At 44.2% G+C, this 18,466-nt stretch carries 15 protein-coding genes; 7 read left to right on the forward strand and 8 right to left on the reverse strand.

The window, feature by feature from the left end:
• The first annotated feature begins 16 nt into the window (after window positions 1–16).
• Both MVI27_RS06375 and MVI27_RS06380 read left to right on the forward strand, forming a co-directional pair.
• Complete coding sequence (locus MVI27_RS06375; protein WP_246959976.1) at window positions 17–751, forward strand: class I SAM-dependent methyltransferase; 735 nt, start codon at window positions 17–19, stop codon at window positions 749–751.
• A 6-nt stretch (window positions 752–757) separates the two neighbouring features.
• Window positions 758–1,450 (forward strand): ZIP family metal transporter, encoded by a 693-nt coding sequence (locus MVI27_RS06380; RefSeq protein ID WP_246959977.1) that lies wholly within the window; start codon window positions 758–760, stop codon window positions 1,448–1,450.
• Window positions 1,451–1,502: 52 nt separating this feature from the next.
• Here MVI27_RS06380 and MVI27_RS06385 read toward each other — a convergent pair whose 3' ends face one another.
• On the reverse strand, window positions 1,503–2,903 hold the full coding sequence (locus tag MVI27_RS06385) for an OmpP1/FadL family transporter (RefSeq protein ID WP_246959978.1): 1,401 nt from the start codon (window positions 2,901–2,903) through the stop codon (window positions 1,503–1,505).
• A gap of 25 nt (window positions 2,904–2,928) precedes the next feature.
• Complete coding sequence (locus MVI27_RS06390; RefSeq protein WP_246959979.1) at window positions 2,929–3,849, reverse strand: prolyl-tRNA synthetase; 921 nt, start codon at window positions 3,847–3,849, stop codon at window positions 2,929–2,931.
• A gap of 144 nt (window positions 3,850–3,993) precedes the next feature.
• Between MVI27_RS06390 and proS the strand changes: the two genes are divergently transcribed.
• The 5 genes from proS to MVI27_RS06415 all read left to right on the forward strand — a co-directional run bounded on the left by proS (window position 3,994) and on the right by MVI27_RS06415 (window position 11,101).
• On the forward strand, window positions 3,994–5,469 hold the full coding sequence (gene proS / locus MVI27_RS06395) for a proline--tRNA ligase (protein ID WP_246959980.1): 1,476 nt from the start codon (window positions 3,994–3,996) through the stop codon (window positions 5,467–5,469).
• 105 nt (window positions 5,470–5,574) lie between these two features.
• Complete coding sequence (locus MVI27_RS06400; RefSeq protein WP_246959981.1) at window positions 5,575–6,918, forward strand: OmpA family protein; 1,344 nt, start codon at window positions 5,575–5,577, stop codon at window positions 6,916–6,918.
• Between the two features lie 129 nt (window positions 6,919–7,047).
• The gene (locus tag MVI27_RS06405; RefSeq protein WP_246959982.1) at window positions 7,048–7,587 is read left to right on the forward strand and encodes a nucleotide exchange factor GrpE; all 540 of its coding nucleotides are present in this window, start codon (window positions 7,048–7,050) and stop codon (window positions 7,585–7,587) included.
• A gap of 50 nt (window positions 7,588–7,637) precedes the next feature.
• Complete coding sequence (dnaJ, locus tag MVI27_RS06410; RefSeq protein ID WP_246959983.1) at window positions 7,638–8,753, forward strand: molecular chaperone DnaJ; 1,116 nt, start codon at window positions 7,638–7,640, stop codon at window positions 8,751–8,753.
• 128 nt (window positions 8,754–8,881) lie between these two features.
• A complete protein-coding gene (locus tag MVI27_RS06415) occupies window positions 8,882–11,101 on the forward strand; it encodes an NADP-dependent isocitrate dehydrogenase (RefSeq protein WP_246959984.1) in 2,220 nt (739 codons plus the stop codon).
• A 75-nt stretch (window positions 11,102–11,176) separates the two neighbouring features.
• On the opposite strand, the gene MVI27_RS06420 is transcribed toward MVI27_RS06415, so the two are convergent.
• From MVI27_RS06420 to MVI27_RS06445, 6 genes are all read right to left on the reverse strand, one after another.
• Window positions 11,177–12,106 (reverse strand): pseudouridine synthase, encoded by a 930-nt coding sequence (locus tag MVI27_RS06420; RefSeq protein WP_246960376.1) that lies wholly within the window; start codon window positions 12,104–12,106, stop codon window positions 11,177–11,179.
• Window positions 12,107–12,322: 216 nt separating this feature from the next.
• Complete coding sequence (locus tag MVI27_RS06425) at window positions 12,323–13,213, reverse strand: UbiA family prenyltransferase (protein WP_246959985.1); 891 nt, start codon at window positions 13,211–13,213, stop codon at window positions 12,323–12,325.
• A 49-nt stretch (window positions 13,214–13,262) separates the two neighbouring features.
• Window positions 13,263–14,189: a mevalonate kinase family protein gene (locus MVI27_RS06430; protein ID WP_246960379.1), complete on the reverse strand. Its 927-nt coding sequence runs from the start codon at window positions 14,187–14,189 to the stop codon at window positions 13,263–13,265.
• A gap of 92 nt (window positions 14,190–14,281) precedes the next feature.
• On the reverse strand, window positions 14,282–15,772 hold the full coding sequence (locus tag MVI27_RS06435; protein ID WP_246959986.1) for an MFS transporter: 1,491 nt from the start codon (window positions 15,770–15,772) through the stop codon (window positions 14,282–14,284).
• A gap of 97 nt (window positions 15,773–15,869) precedes the next feature.
• Window positions 15,870–17,048, reverse strand: a complete 1,179-nt coding sequence (locus tag MVI27_RS06440; RefSeq protein ID WP_246959987.1) for an acetyl-CoA C-acyltransferase — start codon at window positions 17,046–17,048, stop codon at window positions 15,870–15,872.
• Between the two features lie 83 nt (window positions 17,049–17,131).
• Window positions 17,132–18,454 (reverse strand): nucleoside permease, encoded by a 1,323-nt coding sequence (locus MVI27_RS06445; RefSeq protein WP_246959988.1) that lies wholly within the window; start codon window positions 18,452–18,454, stop codon window positions 17,132–17,134.
• Between the last annotated feature and the right edge of the window lie 12 nt (window positions 18,455–18,466).

An 18,466-nucleotide genomic window follows, 5' to 3' on the forward strand; every position in this document is an offset into this window, starting at 1 on the left:
TAGTTATTTTTGCACAATGGCATGGTTTGAAACATGGTTTGATACTCCTTATTATCACATTTTATATAAAGACAGAGATTTCGCTGAAGCGGAAAAATTCATCCGGTTGCTCGTAGCTGATCTGGCATTGCCGCAGGAAAGCAAAATCATCGATCTGGCCTGTGGAAAAGGCCGGCATTCTGTTTTTTTGAATAGGCTGGGGTATGAAGTTTTAGGACTGGACCTGTCGCCACAGAGCATTACGCATAATCAGCAGTTTGAAAATGCCAATCTTCATTTTGCGGTACACGATATGCGAAAGCCTATTTATCCTGATGTAACAAGCGAAAAGCAGGATGCGGTTTTTAACTTGTTTACCAGTTTCGGTTATTTTGAGGATCCGGCGGATGACCGTTCGGTGTTCAGCAGTATTTCGGAAGTTTTAAAAAGCGGCGGATATTTCGTCCTGGATTATCTGAATGCGGAATGGGTACGGAACACGCTTGTACCGGTAGAAAAAGTGCAGAAAGAACATATTAATTTTTCGCTTCATAAAAAGATTGAAGACAATTTTGTTATCAAAGATATACGCTTTGAAGATGAAGGAAAGCCTTATCATTTTTATGAAAAAGTGAAACTGCATGCGCCTGAAACGATTCAGCAGTACGCAGGAGATGCAGGATTCAGCTTCGAAAAAGCATATGGTGATTACGAACTTCGTGAATTCAGCAGCAGTTCACCACGTTGCATTATGGTATTCCGCAAAAACTAACTGCGTATGGTTATTATACTATTGATTCTGAGTGTCCTCACGGGAGCTTTGCTCGGAAAAATTCTTGGCGAACGGCAGGCTCTCGCCAAATATATGCTGATTCTGAGTGCGGGATTTCTGATCACCATTTGTATTAATGAGGTTTTTCCGGAAGTGTATCACGCCGGAGATTCGAATATTGGTCTGTGGGTTATCGGCGGTGTCCTGCTGCAGATTTTGCTGGAAAACTTAACTAAAGGTTTTGAACACGGACATTTTCATCACAAAAGCGATAAGAAGAACATTCTTCCGCTCGCATTAATGTTTGGTCTTTTTGTGCATGCTTTTCTGGAGGGAATACCTTTGGCAAATGATTCGGATATTCATAATCCCTTTCTCCTTGGTATTGTGGTTCACAATATTCCCATTTCTTTTATTCTGGGTTCTTTTTTAGTTAAGAATAAAAAGTTTTCTTCTTCGGCCTATCTAATCATTGCCTTTTTTGCACTTGCTTCTCCGCTGGGAGTCGTACTCGGAAAATATTTTAATCCGGCACTGGAGCCGTATTTTCTGGCCATCGTCGGCGGAATCTTCCTGCACATTTCTTCGGTGATTATTTTCGAAAGCAGCAAAAACCATAATACCGACTGGACTAAAATTGGTCTTGTCCTCTTGGGAGTGTTGCTCGCTTTGGGTAGTCACCTATTTCATACTCATTAAAAAAATCCGCTTTATTTTTGTAAAGCGGATTTCATTTTTATGATAATTGGTCTTAAAACTTCCAGCCCAGTGTAATAAAAAACTGGTCACGTTTCATATCAACATCCGACACGGCTGATGCATCTGAGTTCACAATATATCGGTCAGAGAAATATCCGGTATTCAGGTTTTCTGAACCTGCGAGAAATGGACTGCTGTAATTAGCTTTCACATTCTGGTAAGCGGCATCGATATAGAAGGATTTAAAATCATATCCAATACCCGCTCCGATCGTAGAACGATTTCCGGCTAAAAGTGAACCGGCAGACGTTGATTGTACTGCTCCCTGATCACCAAAGGTTAAGATGCTCACATCCTTAAAGGCACCGGCGGCGTATCCGTAACCGCCACGCAGACGGAATCCTTCATAGCGATATTCCGCACCAGCTTTAATTTCCGAAACATTGCGGCCATAGTCACTATAGAAGTTATTCAGTTCCTGTTCGGCTATGCCATATTCCTTAAACTTAGTTTTAGAAAGTCCTAAAACATAATCAACGTTCAACGCGAAATTTTTATTAGGAACAAACGCCGCACTTAAAGCTGCTTTCAGTGGAGTGCTTAATTTTCTGTCCTCTGCATAGGTACCGTCCGCCGGGTTTTCGTATTCACGATATACCCTGTTGATCGTCCACCACGTTGGTGTTTCTATGGCAGCACCCACCCGGAACTTTGGATTAACTTTCGCAATCACACCCACCGAAGCGGAAAATCCGTCTGAAGATTCAGAATAGGGAGTGTATTGCTTATTATACACATCCGTAGTTCCGTCGGCCGCTGAAGTAAACGCAGCAGAATCATACTGATCCAACGCTGAGGAGTGAAAATTCAGCCCTGCCCCGACATATAGACGGTTATCATAATTACCACCGACGCCCAGACTCATTTTGGACATATTTCCATAACGGTTATAAGCATGTCCCGCAAAAGTCAGGTTATCGATAACACCGGTTCCATCAGAGATATCAAAATTTATCGCCGCATTACCGGGAGTTTCCACATAATCTTCGGTGCTGATGTTACTGTAGTTCACACCCACGTTTACAAATCTCCACGGGGAATTACCGCTGACCTGAAACGAAGCAATTCCACCAACATTTCCGAGATCGGTATTTTTAAGGGTATAATCCAGTTGTTGTCCCGCAAGCGTGCTGGTATTGCGAACCTTATCGATATTTAATGTTGCAGAAAGATCACTTGCAATGGCAACACCGATTCCGGCCGGGTTACTGTTTAGCACAGAAGCCTCGCCGCCCAGTGCGCCCATGGATCCGGCCATGGCATTATATTTAGCAGAACCCGGAAGTGAACTTCCGGCGTAAATATCTGCTGTATTTTTTAAAGTGGACACATCCTGCGCCTGCAAAAGGTAGGCTGCACCGATGCTGAGTACTATTAAAGACTTTTTAAACATATTCTGTTACGTTGTTAGCTGTAATTTATCTTCTGAAACCACCAGAGGAACGGGTAGAACCTGAGTTTGATGACCCGCTGTTGAACCCGCCACTGCTGCCCGAACGGAAACCACTGTCATTGCTTCTGTATCTTGGCTGATTGTTATAATCCGGCGTGTACTGGCGCTGTGGCACGCTTTGTCTTGGTGTGTTATTCTGCGGAACACTGCGGTAGCGCGGCGTTTCATTTCGCGGATAGTAACGGGTGTCATTTCTGTTCGGTGCAGAATAATTTCGGTTGCTGTTTTCATTTCTGAAACCATTATTCTGATATCTGTTACCTTGCTGAACCGTATTGGTATTGCGGAAACCACCCGTAGCGCCGCTTCTTTTGAAGGAAGGAGCGTTGTACGAATTGTAACCCGGTCCTACCGGATAATAATAACCGCCACCGTAATATCCGCCATATCCATAGTAAGGTGAATAATATGGATTATAACCAAAGTACGGATTGTAGTAGCCGTAGTACGGGCTGTAATAACTGTAAAACGGACTATATCCAAAGCCCCATGGACTGTAGTATCCGCCGAGTCCCCAGCCGAAACTCATACTGAAACCCGGGTAAAAACCAAACGGCGAACCCCAGTTGTCATTATAATAGGTTTCTGTTCCTGTATAGGTTCCCCAGTCAGAGCCCGAGTCCTGCCATCTGGAACCGCGGTTTTCAGAATTAAGGTATTTATTCTGGCCGTCATGGTTTTGGTAATCATAGTAAGACCCTACCTCATTCCCCTCATGTGCCATTATTCCTGTTGGCAGGGTATCCCGGTTTGGATCATAATACACGCCGTCTGTTTCAGTATAACCTCCTACAGCACCGCAGGAAACCAACATGGCTGCCGCAACCGCCAAAACCGAACCGGCTCTGAACAATTCACGGAAATTTTTAAAGTTTATATTTTTCATGATATAGCGAAAAAGTTATAATTAATTTATCTTTGCATCCCGCACCAAAATTATACCATTCAACGGGCATAATTTCGAGTAAAAATACACTTTTTACTTTGGATAGGAAAAGCGGCAAAAAGTTAAACTAAAAGGCGTTATATAATGGCAAAACTTACCTCTCGGAAAGAGGACTACAGCAAATGGTACAATGAACTCGTTGTGAAAGCCGATCTGGCTGAAAATTCCGGTGTGCGCGGATGTATGGTAATTAAGCCCTACGGATACGCAATCTGGGAAAAAATGCGCGATGAGATGGATAAAAAATTCAAGGAAACCGGACACCAGAACGCTTACTTCCCCATTTTTATCCCGAAAAGCTATTTTGAAGCTGAAGAACAAAACGCCGAAGGTTTTGCGAAAGAATGTGCTGTCGTAACCCATTACCGTCTGAAAACAGACCCGGATAATCCGAAAAAACTGATCGTGGACCCGGAAGCAAAATTGGAAGAAGAACTCATTGTGCGTCCTACGTCAGAAGCAATTATCTGGAGCACGTACAAAAACTGGATTCAGTCTTATCGTGATCTTCCTGTATTGATCAATCAATGGGCAAATGTAGTGCGCTGGGAAATGCGTACACGCCTGTTTCTGCGTACCGCAGAATTCCTTTGGCAGGAAGGTCACACTGCACATGCCACCAAACAGGAAGCGATCGAGGAAACTGAACAAATGCTCGACATTTACGCCGACTTTGCAGAAAACTTTATGGCAATTCCGGTCATTAAAGGAATCAAAACACCGTCTGAGCGTTTTGCCGGCGCAGATGAAACCTATTGTATTGAAGCCTTGATGCAGGACGGAAAAGCTCTGCAGGCAGGAACCTCCCACTTCCTGGGACAAAACTTCTCCAAAGCATTTGATGTGAAATTTGCAACTAAGGAAGGGACGCTGGAATACGCGTGGGCAACGTCCTGGGGCACCTCTACCCGATTGATGGGCGCTCTGATTATGACGCATTCTGACGATCAGGGATTGGTTTTACCTCCGACCCTGGCACCAATTCAAGTGGTCATTGTACCTATTTTTAAAGGAGAAGAACAGCTGGCGATGATCTCTGAAAAAGCCGAAGCGTTGCAAAAAGCACTGGGTGCAAAAGGAATCTCTGTGAAATATGATGACAGAACTGAATATAAACCGGGCTGGAAATTTGCAGAGTATGAATTGAAAGGGGTGCCGGTTCGCATTGCATTAGGCGCACGAGATCTGGAAAACGGAACCGCGGAAATTGCACGCCGCGATACGCTGACTAAAGAAACCATGCCGCTGGAAAATCTGGATCAATACATTTCCGATTTGCTGCAAACGATACAGAAAGATATTTACAACCGTGCGCGTGAGTATCGCGACACGCACATTACAAAGGCAGACAGTTATGCTGAATTTAAGGAAATCCTTGAAACCAAAGGCGGGTTTATTGCTGCACACTGGGATGGTACGGCCGAAGAAGAAGAACAGATTAAAAATGAAACCAAAGCTACGATTCGTTGCATTCCTTTAGATAATGAACTTGAAGAAGGAGTGTCAATGATTACCGGGAAGCCTTCAGCGCAGCGCGTAATTTTTGCTAAAGCCTATTAAAAATTTCAATAATTCAAAAAAGAAGTCCGCAATTTTGTGGGCTTTTTTTGTACTTGGATTAAATTTTGCATCTACAGCGAAACATAACATTAAAATAATAAAATTATGGCTTTAAACATCATTGAACTTATCAAGGGGCAACTTGGGCCGGCGCTCGTTTCCCAAACGGCGACACAACTGGGAGAAAGCGAATCAGCGGTTTCCAAAGCAATTAGTGTTCTGCTTCCTGCTGTATTGGGAGGAATGGCAGACCATGCTGATCAGCCCGTGGTCATGGACAGCGTAAAGGAACCTGCCTCAGTCAACATGTTGGGTAACCTGCAGTCGCTGATGTCCAGCAACGAAAATATTTCAACAGTTTTGGCTGCTATTTTCGGGAATAATATGAATACCGTGGTGGATACAACCGCTTCCTATTCAGGAATTAAAGAAAGTTCTGCACAATCGCTGCTGGCGATGGTAACTGCTGCCGCCATGGGCTCTGTCTCCAGACATGCATCAGATAATAACCTGGATAAAACGCAGGTTTCGGAAATGCTGAAAGAACAGAAAGGAATGGTGACCTCACTTCTTCCGGCAGGAATGTCTCTGGTTTCACTCGGTATGGCCGGAAATACAAATACGGACGATATTTTGTCCACCGGAACAGGTAGCATAACAGAAAGTCCGTCTTATACGACGACCAATACAAATATTCCGCCTGCAGCCGAGCCTGTGAGTTCACCCATCACAGAACCCGAACCGGAGGTTACGCGCGCAGGTCAAACACACGTGACCGGTACCCCACCTGCTGCAAATGATGGTGGCTCGATCTGGAAATGGTTATTGCCATTGATTTTGGTGCTGCTCGCAGGTTATTTTCTATGGAAGCAATGCAATGACGGAACTACTACAACAGCGATAAATGAGCAGGTTGACAGTACTGCTACTACAGATAACACGTACGCTGATACAATGACTACCGCCAATGAACGTACGATGTCCGACATTGACCTCAACGGCAAAATGCTCAGAGGATACGAAGGGGGAATGGAATCCCGTATTGTTGAATATCTGAAGTCCGGTGCTTACCAAAACGCATCTTCTGATGAAGAACTGAAAAACAAATGGTTTGAATTCGATAATGTGAACTTCAAAATGAATGAAGCTACAGAACTGGAATCCGGCTCTATGGCTCAGATCGAAAACCTGGCGCAAATCTTAAAAGCCTATCCCGATGCGAAAATTAAAATCGGTGGCTATGCGGATAATACAGGCGGTGACGCTGTAAATCAGGAGCTATCAGATAAAAGAGCAAACTTTATTAAAGCTGAACTGGAAAAACTTGGTGTCGGAAATCAGGTAACAGGAACTGAAGGATACAGCAATGAATTTGCAAAAGAGCCGGCCTCGGCTTCAGATGCGGAACGGGCAACGGACCGCGATATGGCAATTCGTTTTACCAAATAATTATTATAACTATAATGTATAAGCCCGGCCATTGCCGGGTTTTCTTTTTATAAAGAGGCCACTGCCTAATTGTCCAATCCTGCAAGTTGGCAAATTGTTTGTGAATCAGTGGATATTAAAATATAAATTATGTCTGAAAACAACCATAATCACGAGGAAAATTTTGATAAGCAGGAAGAAAACCTTCAGCCGGAGCAGCCTGAGAATACGGAGAATGTGACAGAGCAGCCATCTGAAAAGGACCTTTTGGCAGAGGAGAAAGACCGCTATATCCGTCTTTTTGCAGAGTTCGAGAATTACAAGAAAAGAACCACCAAAGAAAAAATGGAGTTCTTCCAGTATGCCAATCAGGATCTGATGATTTCCATGTTGGATGTGCTGGACGATTTTGAGCGTGCCCTGAAAGAAATATCTAAGAATGGAAATGAAGCAGACTTAAAAGGCGTGGAACTGATTTATCAAAAGTTAAAAAACAAACTGGCAGACAAAGGCTTGAAACCAATTGAGGTGAATCCGGGAGACTCTTTTGATGTGGATTTTCATGAGGCTGTCACCCAGATTCCGGCACCTTCTCCTGAGCTTAAAGGAAAGATTGTGGATGTGATTGAAACCGGTTATCAACTGCATGACCGGGTCATCCGTTTTGCGAAGGTGGTAACAGGAAACTAATTCAGAAGAATATTTAAAAAAGTGTTAGCTGTAAGGTCAGCAATAAACTTATGACAAAAAGAGATTATTACGAAGTACTCGAAGTTTCCAAAAGTGCTTCCGGCGAGGAGATTAAGAAAGCCTACCGAAAGATGGCTATTAAATATCACCCCGATAAAAACCCCGGTGATAAGGAAGCCGAAGAAAAATTTAAGGAAGCTGCGGAAGCTTACGAAGTCCTGAGCGACAGCCAGAAAAAAGCACGCTATGATCAGTTTGGCCACGCCGGTATGGGCGGTGGCGGATACGGCGGCGGCGGTTTTGGCGGCGGCATGAACATGGAGGATATTTTCTCCCAATTCGGCGATATTTTCGGCGGTCACTTCGGTGGTTTCGGTGGCGGCGGGCAACAGAGGCAGCAATCCCGCGGCAGTAACCTGCGGGTGCGCATTAAGCTTACCCTGGAGGAAATGTTGAACGGCACGCAGAAAACCATCAAGGTGAAAAAGATGAAAGTAGCGCCCGGAACTACTTCCAAAACTTGCCCGACGTGTAACGGATCCGGTGTGCAGATCAAAGTAATGAACACTATGTTCGGCCAGATGCAGACCCAGGCACACTGCGGAACCTGCCAGGGAATCGGTAAAGTGGCCGACAAAATTCCCGCGGGAGCTAACGCTCAGGGTCTCATTAAAGAAGACGAGGAAGTGGTGATTAATATTCCGGCCGGAGCACGCGAAGGAATTCAGCTGAACGTACGCGGCAAAGGAAATGACGCGCCTTTCGGTGGCACCGCAGGTGACCTGCTCGTTGTAGTGGAAGAAGAAGTGGATGCTCATATCAAGCGCGAAGGCGATAATCTGCACCAGGAGCTCTATATTTCTTTTGCTGAAGCGGCATTAGGAACACATAAAGAAATCCCGACCGTAGGCGGCAAAGTTAAAATCAAGGTAGAAGCCGGCACACAGAGCGGTAAAATCCTGCGCCTTTCCGGTAAAGGTTTACCAAGCATCGACAGTTATGGCAAAGGCGACATGTTCGTTCATATAAATGTTTGGACTCCGCAAACCCTTTCTAAAGAACAGCGGGAATTCTTTGAAAAACAACTAACGAATGGAGAGATGGTTGCAGAACCATCCGGTCATGAAAAGACTTTTTTCGACAAGGTCCGCGACCTTTTTAATTAATATAGGCAAAGGCTTCTTTCGGGAGCCTTTGTTTTTTTGCAGAAGCTGACCGAACCGCAGATTGCAGTTTCGATTGGCTGAAATTTTCCTTATTTTTGTAATACTTAATCCTAAAAAAACTTCCTGTAATGGCAGAAAAATCAAAGATTGTTTATACCTGGACCGATGAGGCTCCCATGCTGGCGACACATTCCTTTTTACCGATTGTGCAGGCCTTCGCGAAAACTGCAGATGTAGAAATTGTTCCTAAAGATATATCCCTGTCCGGGCGAATCCTGGCAAACTTTCCGCAGTATCTGAAAGAAGACCAAAAGGTGGAAGATGCATTGGCCGAATTAGGCCAGCTCGCTACGCAGCCTGAAGCCAACATTATTAAACTTCCGAATATCTCTGCCTCTGTTCCGCAACTTACGGCTGCCATTGCAGAATTACAGAAACACGGATATGCTGTTCCCAATTACCCGGCTGAGCCCAAGGATGAGAAAGAAGAAGAAATCCGAAGTGCTTACGCAAAAGTGTTGGGAAGCGCTGTGAACCCTGTCCTGCGCGAAGGAAACTCTGACCGCCGTGCACCGAGAGCCGTTAAAAATTATGCAAAGGCCAATCCGCACCGTATGGGCGAGTGGTCTTCCGACTCCAAGACGAAAGTCGCGCATATGAGCAAAGGCGACTTTTACGGAACGGAGAAATCTGTAACTGTTTCTAAAGACGGACAATATCAGATTATCTTTAAAGGAAGTGATGGATCGGAACAAACGCTGAAAAGCCTCGCGCCTTTAAAAGAGGGAGAAATCATCGACAGTTCTGTGATGAACTTAAATGCACTGAAAGGATTTGTGGCAGATGCGATTGCCGAAGCGAAAGCAGCCGGCGTTCTGCTCTCAGCACACCTGAAAGCAACGATGATGAAGATTTCTGATCCTATTATCTTCGGCGCTATCGTACAGACTTATTTTAAAGATGTATTTGAAAAATATGCAGATGTATTCAAAGAACAAGACATCAATCCAAACTTCGGTTTAGCGACTTTGTTTGAGAAAATTAAAGGTTTGCCACAGGAGGCAGAAATCAAGGCTGATATCGCAAAAGCGATGGAAAACGGACCTGCCGTGGCAATGGTGAATTCTGATAACGGAATTACCAATTTCCACGTTTCCTCGGATGTAATTGTAGATGCTTCTATGGCCGCCCTGATCCGTGGCGGCGGAAAAATGTGGAACAAGGAAGGCAAGGAAGAAGATACCATTGCAATGATCCCAGACCGGAATTATGCAGGATTTTATCAGGCAGCCATTGATGACATGAAAAAGAATGGCGCGCTGGATCCTAAAACTATGGGTTCCGTGCCGAACGTAGGTTTGATGGCCCAAAAGGCGGAAGAATACGGTTCGCATGATAAAACATTCCAGTTGCAGGCCGAAGGTAAAGTTCTGGTGGTAGATGAAAACGGAAATGTACTGATGGAACAGCCAGTGGAATCCGGCGACATTTTCCGAATGAGTCAGGTGAAGGATGCCGCAATCCGCGACTGGGTGAAACTGGCCGTCAACCGTGCAAGATTATCTGAAACACCTGCTGTATTCTGGCTGGATGATAAGCGTGCACACGACCGCGAAATGATTAAAAAAGTTCAGGAATACCTGAAAGATTACGATACCGAAGGGCTGGACATTCGCATTATGAATATTGAAGATGCGATGACCTATACTCTGCAGCGCATTCGCGAAGGACTGGATACCATTTCTGTGTCCGGTAACGTTCTGCGTGATTACCTGACGGACCTCTTCCCTATTCTGGAACTGGGAACTTCTGCGAAGATGTTGTCCATTGTTCCCCTAATGAACGGCGGTGGTTTGTTTGAAACCGGTGCGGGCGGTTCTGCACCGAAGCACGTGGAACAATTCCTGAAAGAAGGATATCTGCGCTGGGATTCTCTGGGAGAATTTATGGCCTTGCAGGCAAGTCTGGAACATTTGGCTCAAACACAGGAAAACGCGAAAGCACAAATCCTGGCAGATGCACTTGACCTGGCAAATGAGAAATTCCTGGCTAACGATAAATCTCCTGCCCGTAAAGTAGGTTCTATCGATAACCGCGGTTCTCATTTCTATCTTGCGATGTACTGGGCAGAAGCACTGGCCGCACAAACCAAAGATGCTGAGCTGGCGAAACAGTTCGGGCAGATTGCGGAACAAATGCATCAGCAGGAAAATAAAATCAATGAAGAGCTCATCGGTGCGCAAGGTCAGCCGCAGGATATTGGCGGTTATTACCAGCCAAGTCACGAAATGACATATGCAGCAATGCGTCCTTCTCAAACTTTAAATCAAATTATCGATTCGATTTAATAGTCACTCTTTATTATAAAAAAAGGTTTCCGCAGCTGTGGAAACCTTTTTTAGTTTTAGGATTAAAATAAAATGCTAAAGCATTTTCAGATTGTTTACTTCCAGTTCCGTGAGAATACGCCAGTGTCCTCTTTTAATATTTTTCTTTGTTAAACCGGCGAACATTACACGATCCAGCGCTTCCACCTCATAGCCGAGCTTCTGAAAAATCCGGCGAATAACCCGGTTCCAGCCGATATGAATCTCAATGCCGATTTCATTTTTAGGTTTTCCTTCGATGTATGAAATACTGTCGACACCGGCTACACCTTCTTCCAGACGAATCCCTTCCGCAATCGCATTAAGATCGGCGCGGTCCAGTTTTCTGTCCAGTGTTACATGATAAATCTTCTTCATATTAAAAGAAGGGTGTGTCAGTTTTTTCGTGAGATGTCCATCATTGGTCAAAAGAATTACTCCTGTTGTGGAACGATCCAGGCGACCAACCGGAAATAAACGGTACGGCGACGCGTTGGCTACCAGATCCAGAACTGTTTTACGTGCCTTTTCATCTTTTGTGGTTGAAATGTAGCCTTTCGGTTTATTTAATAAAACATATACTGGTTTCTCAGGCGTTATCCCCTGGCCGTCGAAAATAACTTTATCAGTCTTCTGTACCTGATATCCCATTTCGGTAACCACTTTACCGTTAACCTCCACCAGGCCTTGCGTGATCAGTTCGTCAGCTTCGCGGCGGGAGCATATTCCGGAATTGGCGATATATTTATTAAGCCGAATGGATTCTTTCGGTGTTTCTTTAGAAATTTTTTCCAGGCGACGTTTCTGTACATAAGAACGTGTACGGTCGGCATCTGCTTCCCTGCCAAATTTTCCAGGTTTTCTCGGTCCGCCAGTGCGTTCTCCTTTTTCATATTTGGTGCGAACATCAAAGTTTTTGCCGCCCCGGCTTTTATTTCGTCCTGAAGCTTGCGAACGGTCAAATGAACGGGCTTCTGACTCAGACATCAGCCGCGGCTCTCTTGGTTTGCGTGTTTCGCCGGAATTGTCAGCCTCTTCCCGACGGCTGCTGCCACGTGGCGAAGTTGGTTTTCCTTTTGGTGAAAAACGGTTATTACCCGGACGGGATGATTTGTCTCTGCTCATTTATAATTATAATTTATGCAAAGATACAGTATTTTTAAGCACAGAAAATAAGGAAGGGTTTGGCTGAAGTGCTGAATTTTAGTCCAAATACTGCCGAATCCCATTTAAAAGCATCGCCAAAACGCCGGCAAAGATCCAAAGCCTGAACAGATTTAACAACAGGAACCGGCTGTTTGCCCGTTTACGATACAATAATACTATCCCAAACGCAAAGACAAAAACACTCAGCAGAAAATACAACTGCATTACGGCAGCCTTTAAAATCAAAAATAAGAGCGCAGCTACAAAGGTATTGACTACTAGCAAAGACAGCACGACCAACCGTGTGGCTACTGGTGAAAAGCTATTGGGAATTGTATGATAACCAAAAATGCGGTCTGCATTGCGCGTAATCATATCTTTCACTACATCTATAACCAGCAGAAGAAAGAAGAGAAACAGCGACATCAAAAAAATAGTTACCGAAAAAGTGCGGTAATACACCAGCATTCCAAAAAACGGATACAGGGACAGAAGCACGAAGGTGACATTATTAATAATAACCAGCCGGCTCAGTTTATGGCTGTACAACCACATCAAAAACTGATAAATCAGAAAAAAGAAAAAGACCTGAATTGAAATGGCAGCTGCCACGGACAGCGAAACCGCATTCAAAATAATATAAGCATAGAGAAAATACTTCTGTTCAAAGAAGTTCTGAATCCGGCTCCGAAAGGGTTTCACGATCTGATCCTTTTCGCGGTCATAAAACTGATTGATAATACCGCCGGCTAAAATGCTCAGGATTGCACAGAAAATAATACCGTGCACGCGAAGATCAAAAACAAAAGCGCGCAAACTTTCTTCCTGATTAAAAAGAAAAAATGTGGAAACATACAGTGCAAAAGCCAGCAGCGCTGTTACCGGTACGCGCGCGCCCAGCAAAAAACCCAGCAACTGCGATAACCGATAAGAAAATGTTTTTTTCATAAAGAACAGAAATCTCTACGGTTGCAAAAGCCTTGCCTGAAAATTGTGTTTAAAACCTGTAAATAACTTCTTTGTGAAAGCCGGGCAGCATTTGTTCCGCTTTTTCGTAATCTTTGGTAAAACCCAGAATATAGCCACCACCACCGCTGCCGCAAAGTTTCAGATAATAGGCATTGGTATCCAGTCCTTTTTTCCAGGCATTATACAGACCTTCAGGAATCATCGGTTTAAAATGTTCGTACGCCCAGACGGAAAGTTTCTTAAGATTCCGGAACAGTGGCGTCATTTCCTTTTTCAGGAAGGCGTCAATACAGGCATTGTTGTAGCGAATAAATTCTTCCTGCAATGTTTTGCGGAAACCTTCGGTCTTCATTTTCTCAAAGAAAATCTGCACCATCGGTCCCGTTTCGCCGGTAACACCTGAGTCGATGAGGAAAATTGCTCCTTTTCCTTCCTGGCTTGCGGGCACATTTACTTTATCAACGCTGTTTTTATTTTCGATCAGAATGGGCAGGTTCATATAGCAAATGAGCGGATCAATTCCGGAACTCTTGCCATGGAAATAACTTTCCATCTGGCCGAAAACTACTTTTAGTTCTTTGAGTTCGTCTTTGGAAACTGATTCCGGCGTTCTTTCCTGCACCGAATATTTTTCGAAAATCGCGGCTACCAAAGCACCGGAACTCCCAACACCGTATCCCTGAGGAATATTGGAATCGAAGAACAAACCATTATCTAAATCAGTGCGTAACTGCAACAGATTGAGTTGGTAAATTTCCGGCAAAGTAAGCGTTTGCAGAAAGTCAGCGTACTGTCGCAAAGACTCATTTGATTTTTTCTCAAACTCATTTTCGAGCGAGGAAAACTTTAGAGTTCCTTTATAAAAACTGTACGGCAAAGTAAGCCCCTGCGAATCCTCGATGATTCCGTATTCACCGAAAAGCAGAATTTTAGCGTAAAATAAAGGATTGGCCATCTGTGTTTCTGATAAGTTTTCCACTGCAAATTTACGGAATTTCCTGTAGATATTATAATTAAAGCAATTATTGCACCGTAGCAAGGGTTATATTACAAAATATCTTTATCGGAATTGATTTTGGTTTTCAGAAAGCGAATTAATATTAGTCCAACCGCAAAAAATATCGACATGGATAAAGCCGAGAAGCGCATGTTGTGGTACTTCTCAATCATGGTCGCAAAAATGAAAGTTCCGATGATGATTGCGATCTTTTCCAGCACGTCGTAAAAACTGAAGAAGGTGGTGTTATCCATTCCGTTGCCCGGCAGTAATTTACTGTATGTGGAGCGGGACATCGCCTGCAGGCCGCCCATGACCAGGCCAATGATGGCGGCAATACCATAAAACTGATACTCCACATTCGGATTTTCTTTGTTTAAATAGTACGCAGAAAGGCAGGCTACAATCCAAAGCACGATGGCAATGGAAATCACATTCTTGTTTCCAATGCGGCGTGACAGTCTCGAAAATACAACCGCGCCAATAATGGCTTCAATCTGAATAACGAGCAAAGTCATAATCAGTTTGTCCTGCTCGAGATTAATTTCACTTTTGCCGAAAAGCGTAGCCATCAGAAAAATGGTCTGCATCCCGACGCTGTAGAAAAAGAAACTGGACAGAAAAAACTTCAGATTGCGATCGCGGAATAAAGTATTGCCGACTTTAAACAATTCGCGGAAACTTTGTTTTGCGACATCCAGATAGAATTTAATATTATCCTTCAGCACGACCCAAACACCGCCCTGCTCCTGATGTTTCTTGAAAATATTTTTATAGTTAAGCAGCACCAGATCTTTCGGCAATTGTTCTTTCACCAATCCAAATTGGGGCAAATGTTTAAACGTATATTGCGAAAAGCCAAACCACCACGCTCCGGTCAACAAAAATGAAATCCGGGTATACATTTTCGCCTGCTCCGCATCTTTCGCCAACACCTGAATCAGCACCAGGCAAATGATCACCAGCAAAACAGAGCCTAAATAACCATACACATACCCTGTCGCAGAAAGTGCATCCTGCTTATCCGGCGTAGCGATATCCGGCAGAAAACTGTTGTAAAAAACCAAACTACCCCAGAAGCCGACGCTCGCCGTAATACTAAATAATAATCCGAGGAAAACAGTATCCATGCCCGTGAACATAGCCAGACCCATACAGGACGTGGCGCCGAGATAACAGAAAAACTGCAGGAAGGACTTTTTGTTCCCGATGGTATCGGCCAGCGAGGAGAGAAAGGGCGAAAGCAGTACCACTATAAAAAAAGAAAGCGTCAGCGAGTAACCATAAATGGCGTCCGGCTGATATTCTTTTCCGAAAACGCGGATCATATGACGCACCGGCACATCAATCCACTGGCCGGTTTCCTGCACATATTCCTTTTTCTCCTCAATCGTGGTGAGAATGGAATAATAAATAGGGAAAATGGTGGACGTAATCACCAGCGAATACACAGAATTTGCCCAGTCATACAATGCCCAGGCTTTCATTATCTTGGGATTGTTTTTAATATTCTGCCGGGTTGTAACGTCGGTTTCCGCCATAGGATAGTTTATTAAGAAACAAAAATAAGAAAACCATTGAGATGCTGCATATGAAGCAGCCATTCCCAATGGTTTAAATTAAAATTATACTAAAAAATCACATATTTTCAATCACAATCGCCGACGCGCCGCCACCGCCGTTGCAGATCGCTGCCGCTCCGAATTTTCCGCCGTTTTGTTTCAGTACATTAATAAGCGTAACAATAATGCGGGAACCTGAACTGCCCAGCGGATGTCCCAGCGAAACTGCGCCACCGTTTACGTTTACTTTGGCAGCATCGAGGCCGAGAATTTTATTATTTGCCAGCCCTACAACGGAAAAGGCTTCATTGAACTCGAAATAATCGATTTCCGACAATTCCATATTGGCTTTTTTCAGTGCAATCGGCAGTGCTTTGGCCGGAGCCGTAGTAAACCATTCCGGATCCTGCGCGGCATCGGCATAAGAAACAATTTTAGCCAAAGGTTTCAGACCTAATTCTTTTACTTTCTCACCAGACATCAGTACTAAGGCGGATGCACCGTCATTCAAAGTAGAAGCGTTGGCTGCCGTAACTGTTCCGTTTTCTTTCTGAAAGACCGTTGGCAAAGATCCGATGCGATCAAAGTTTACAGATTTATATTCTTCATCTTCTTTAAAAACTATTGGCTCCCCTTTTCGCTGCGGAATTTCTACCGGAACTACTTCCTCATTAAATTTGCCTTCTTCCCAGGCTTTCGCGGAACGCTTGTAGGATTCGATCGCGAAATTATCCTGCTCTTCACGGGAGTGTCCGTTTTCAGCAGCGCATTTTTCAGCGCAGACTCCCATGTGAACTTTTCCGTACACATCTGTCAGACCATCGAGTACCATTCCGTCCTGCATTTTCACATCGCCAAGCTTTACGGCTTTTCTGGCATTATAATAATGAGGAACAGAAGACATGTTTTCCATACCTCCGGCTACAATCACCTCCTGATCACCTGCCTTAATAGACTGTGCGGCCATCATTACCGCCTTCATCCCGGAAGCACAAACTTTATTAATAGTAGTGGCTGGCGTTTCTTTGCTTAAACCAGCACCCATTGCTGCCTGGCGTGCGGGGGCCTGTCCCTCACCTGCCTGCAGTACATTTCCCATATACACTTCCTGTACCTGCGCCGGATCCAGATTGATTTTATCCAGAGCACCTTTAATGGCTACAGAACCAAGCTTGGTAGCGGGCACGGAAGCAAGACTGCCTAGAAAACTGCCCATCGGTGTGCGTGCAGCAGATACGATAAATACTTCTTTCATTATATTCAGATTGATTTTTTAAGAATATGCCAAATTACAAAAAAAAACACACTCCCGAAGAAGTGTGCTATGTTGATTAGCTTTTAATGCTGAAAGTCTGCGACCGCTTTCGGATCGTGTTTATGCTTAAAAAGAATAGAAAATAAAATGGCGATTACCAAAGCATATAAAGCAAAATACAGCCAGATCTCATGCCACATTTTTGTTCCGTCGGCATTGGTGAAATATCCTGAAATTAAAGTACCACTAACGGAACTTCCGAGAATGGCACCAAAGCCGTTGGTCATCATCATAAAGACACCCTGCGCAGAAGACCTGATTTTACTGTCGGTTGTACTTTCCACAAATAAAGAGCCCGAAATATTGAAAAAGTCAAAGGCCATTCCGTAAATAATATTGGACATAATAATCAGTAAGAGGCCGAAACCTTCCGGCGCGCCGTACGAGAAAAAGCCAAAACGAAGCACCCAGGCAGCCATTGAAATCAGCATGACCTTCTTAATACCAAAACGGTGCAGGAAGAAAGGAATTGCCAGAATGAAGAGGGTTTCTGAAATCTGGGAAATCGAAATAATCATGGTGGAATAGTGCACCACCGCGCTGTCTTTGTACGCTTCAACCTGGCCAAAATCTTTCAGGAAAGTGTCACCGTACATATTCGTTAACTGCAGTGCAGCGCCCAAGAACATAGAGAAGAAAAAGAACAGTGCCATTTTTCTCGATGTAAAAAGTTTAAAGGCATCAAGGCCCAGTTTTTCAGTCCAGTTTGCTTCTTTGCGGATGAGTCTCGGTGGCGGACAGGCCGGCAAAAAGAAGGCAAAAATCCCAAGGCAGGCTGCTACAATGCCGGCAAAATAAAACTGATTAGCATTCAGCGAATTATTGAAAAAAGAAGCGATCTGTGTTCCGATGCTCTTCCCGACTTCTGAAAATGACTGCTGATCACTGAAAATATTTGTAATCCACATCGCTGCGATAAAACCAACAGTTCCCCACACGCGGATCGGCGGAAACACTTTTACTACATCATAATTCTGGTCTTTTAATAATTTATAGGAAATAGAATTAGACAAAGACAACGTTGGCATATAAAAACACATTCCGGCGAGGAGAATCCAAAAGAAATGCGTTGGGTCATCGGTTTTTGCGAGCAGAAATAAGGTCACACCATACAAAATGTGCAGCATGCCGTAAAGCTTTTCAGCGTTGATCCATTTATCTGCGACAATTCCCATGAGGGCAGGCATAAAGATGGAGGCGATGCCCAGCGTAGAAAATACAGCGCCGAATTCCGCGCCGCTCCATTGCTTATAAGCAAACCCGTACGTTCCCAGGGTTGTGAGCCACGCACCCCACACAAAAAATTGCAGGAAGGACAGCAGCGTCAGTCTTAATTTTAGATTCATTATCGGATGTTG

Source organism: Chryseobacterium salipaludis, from assembly GCF_022968825.1.
In the GTDB taxonomy this organism is placed as follows: domain Bacteria; phylum Bacteroidota; class Bacteroidia; order Flavobacteriales; family Weeksellaceae; genus Kaistella; species Kaistella salipaludis.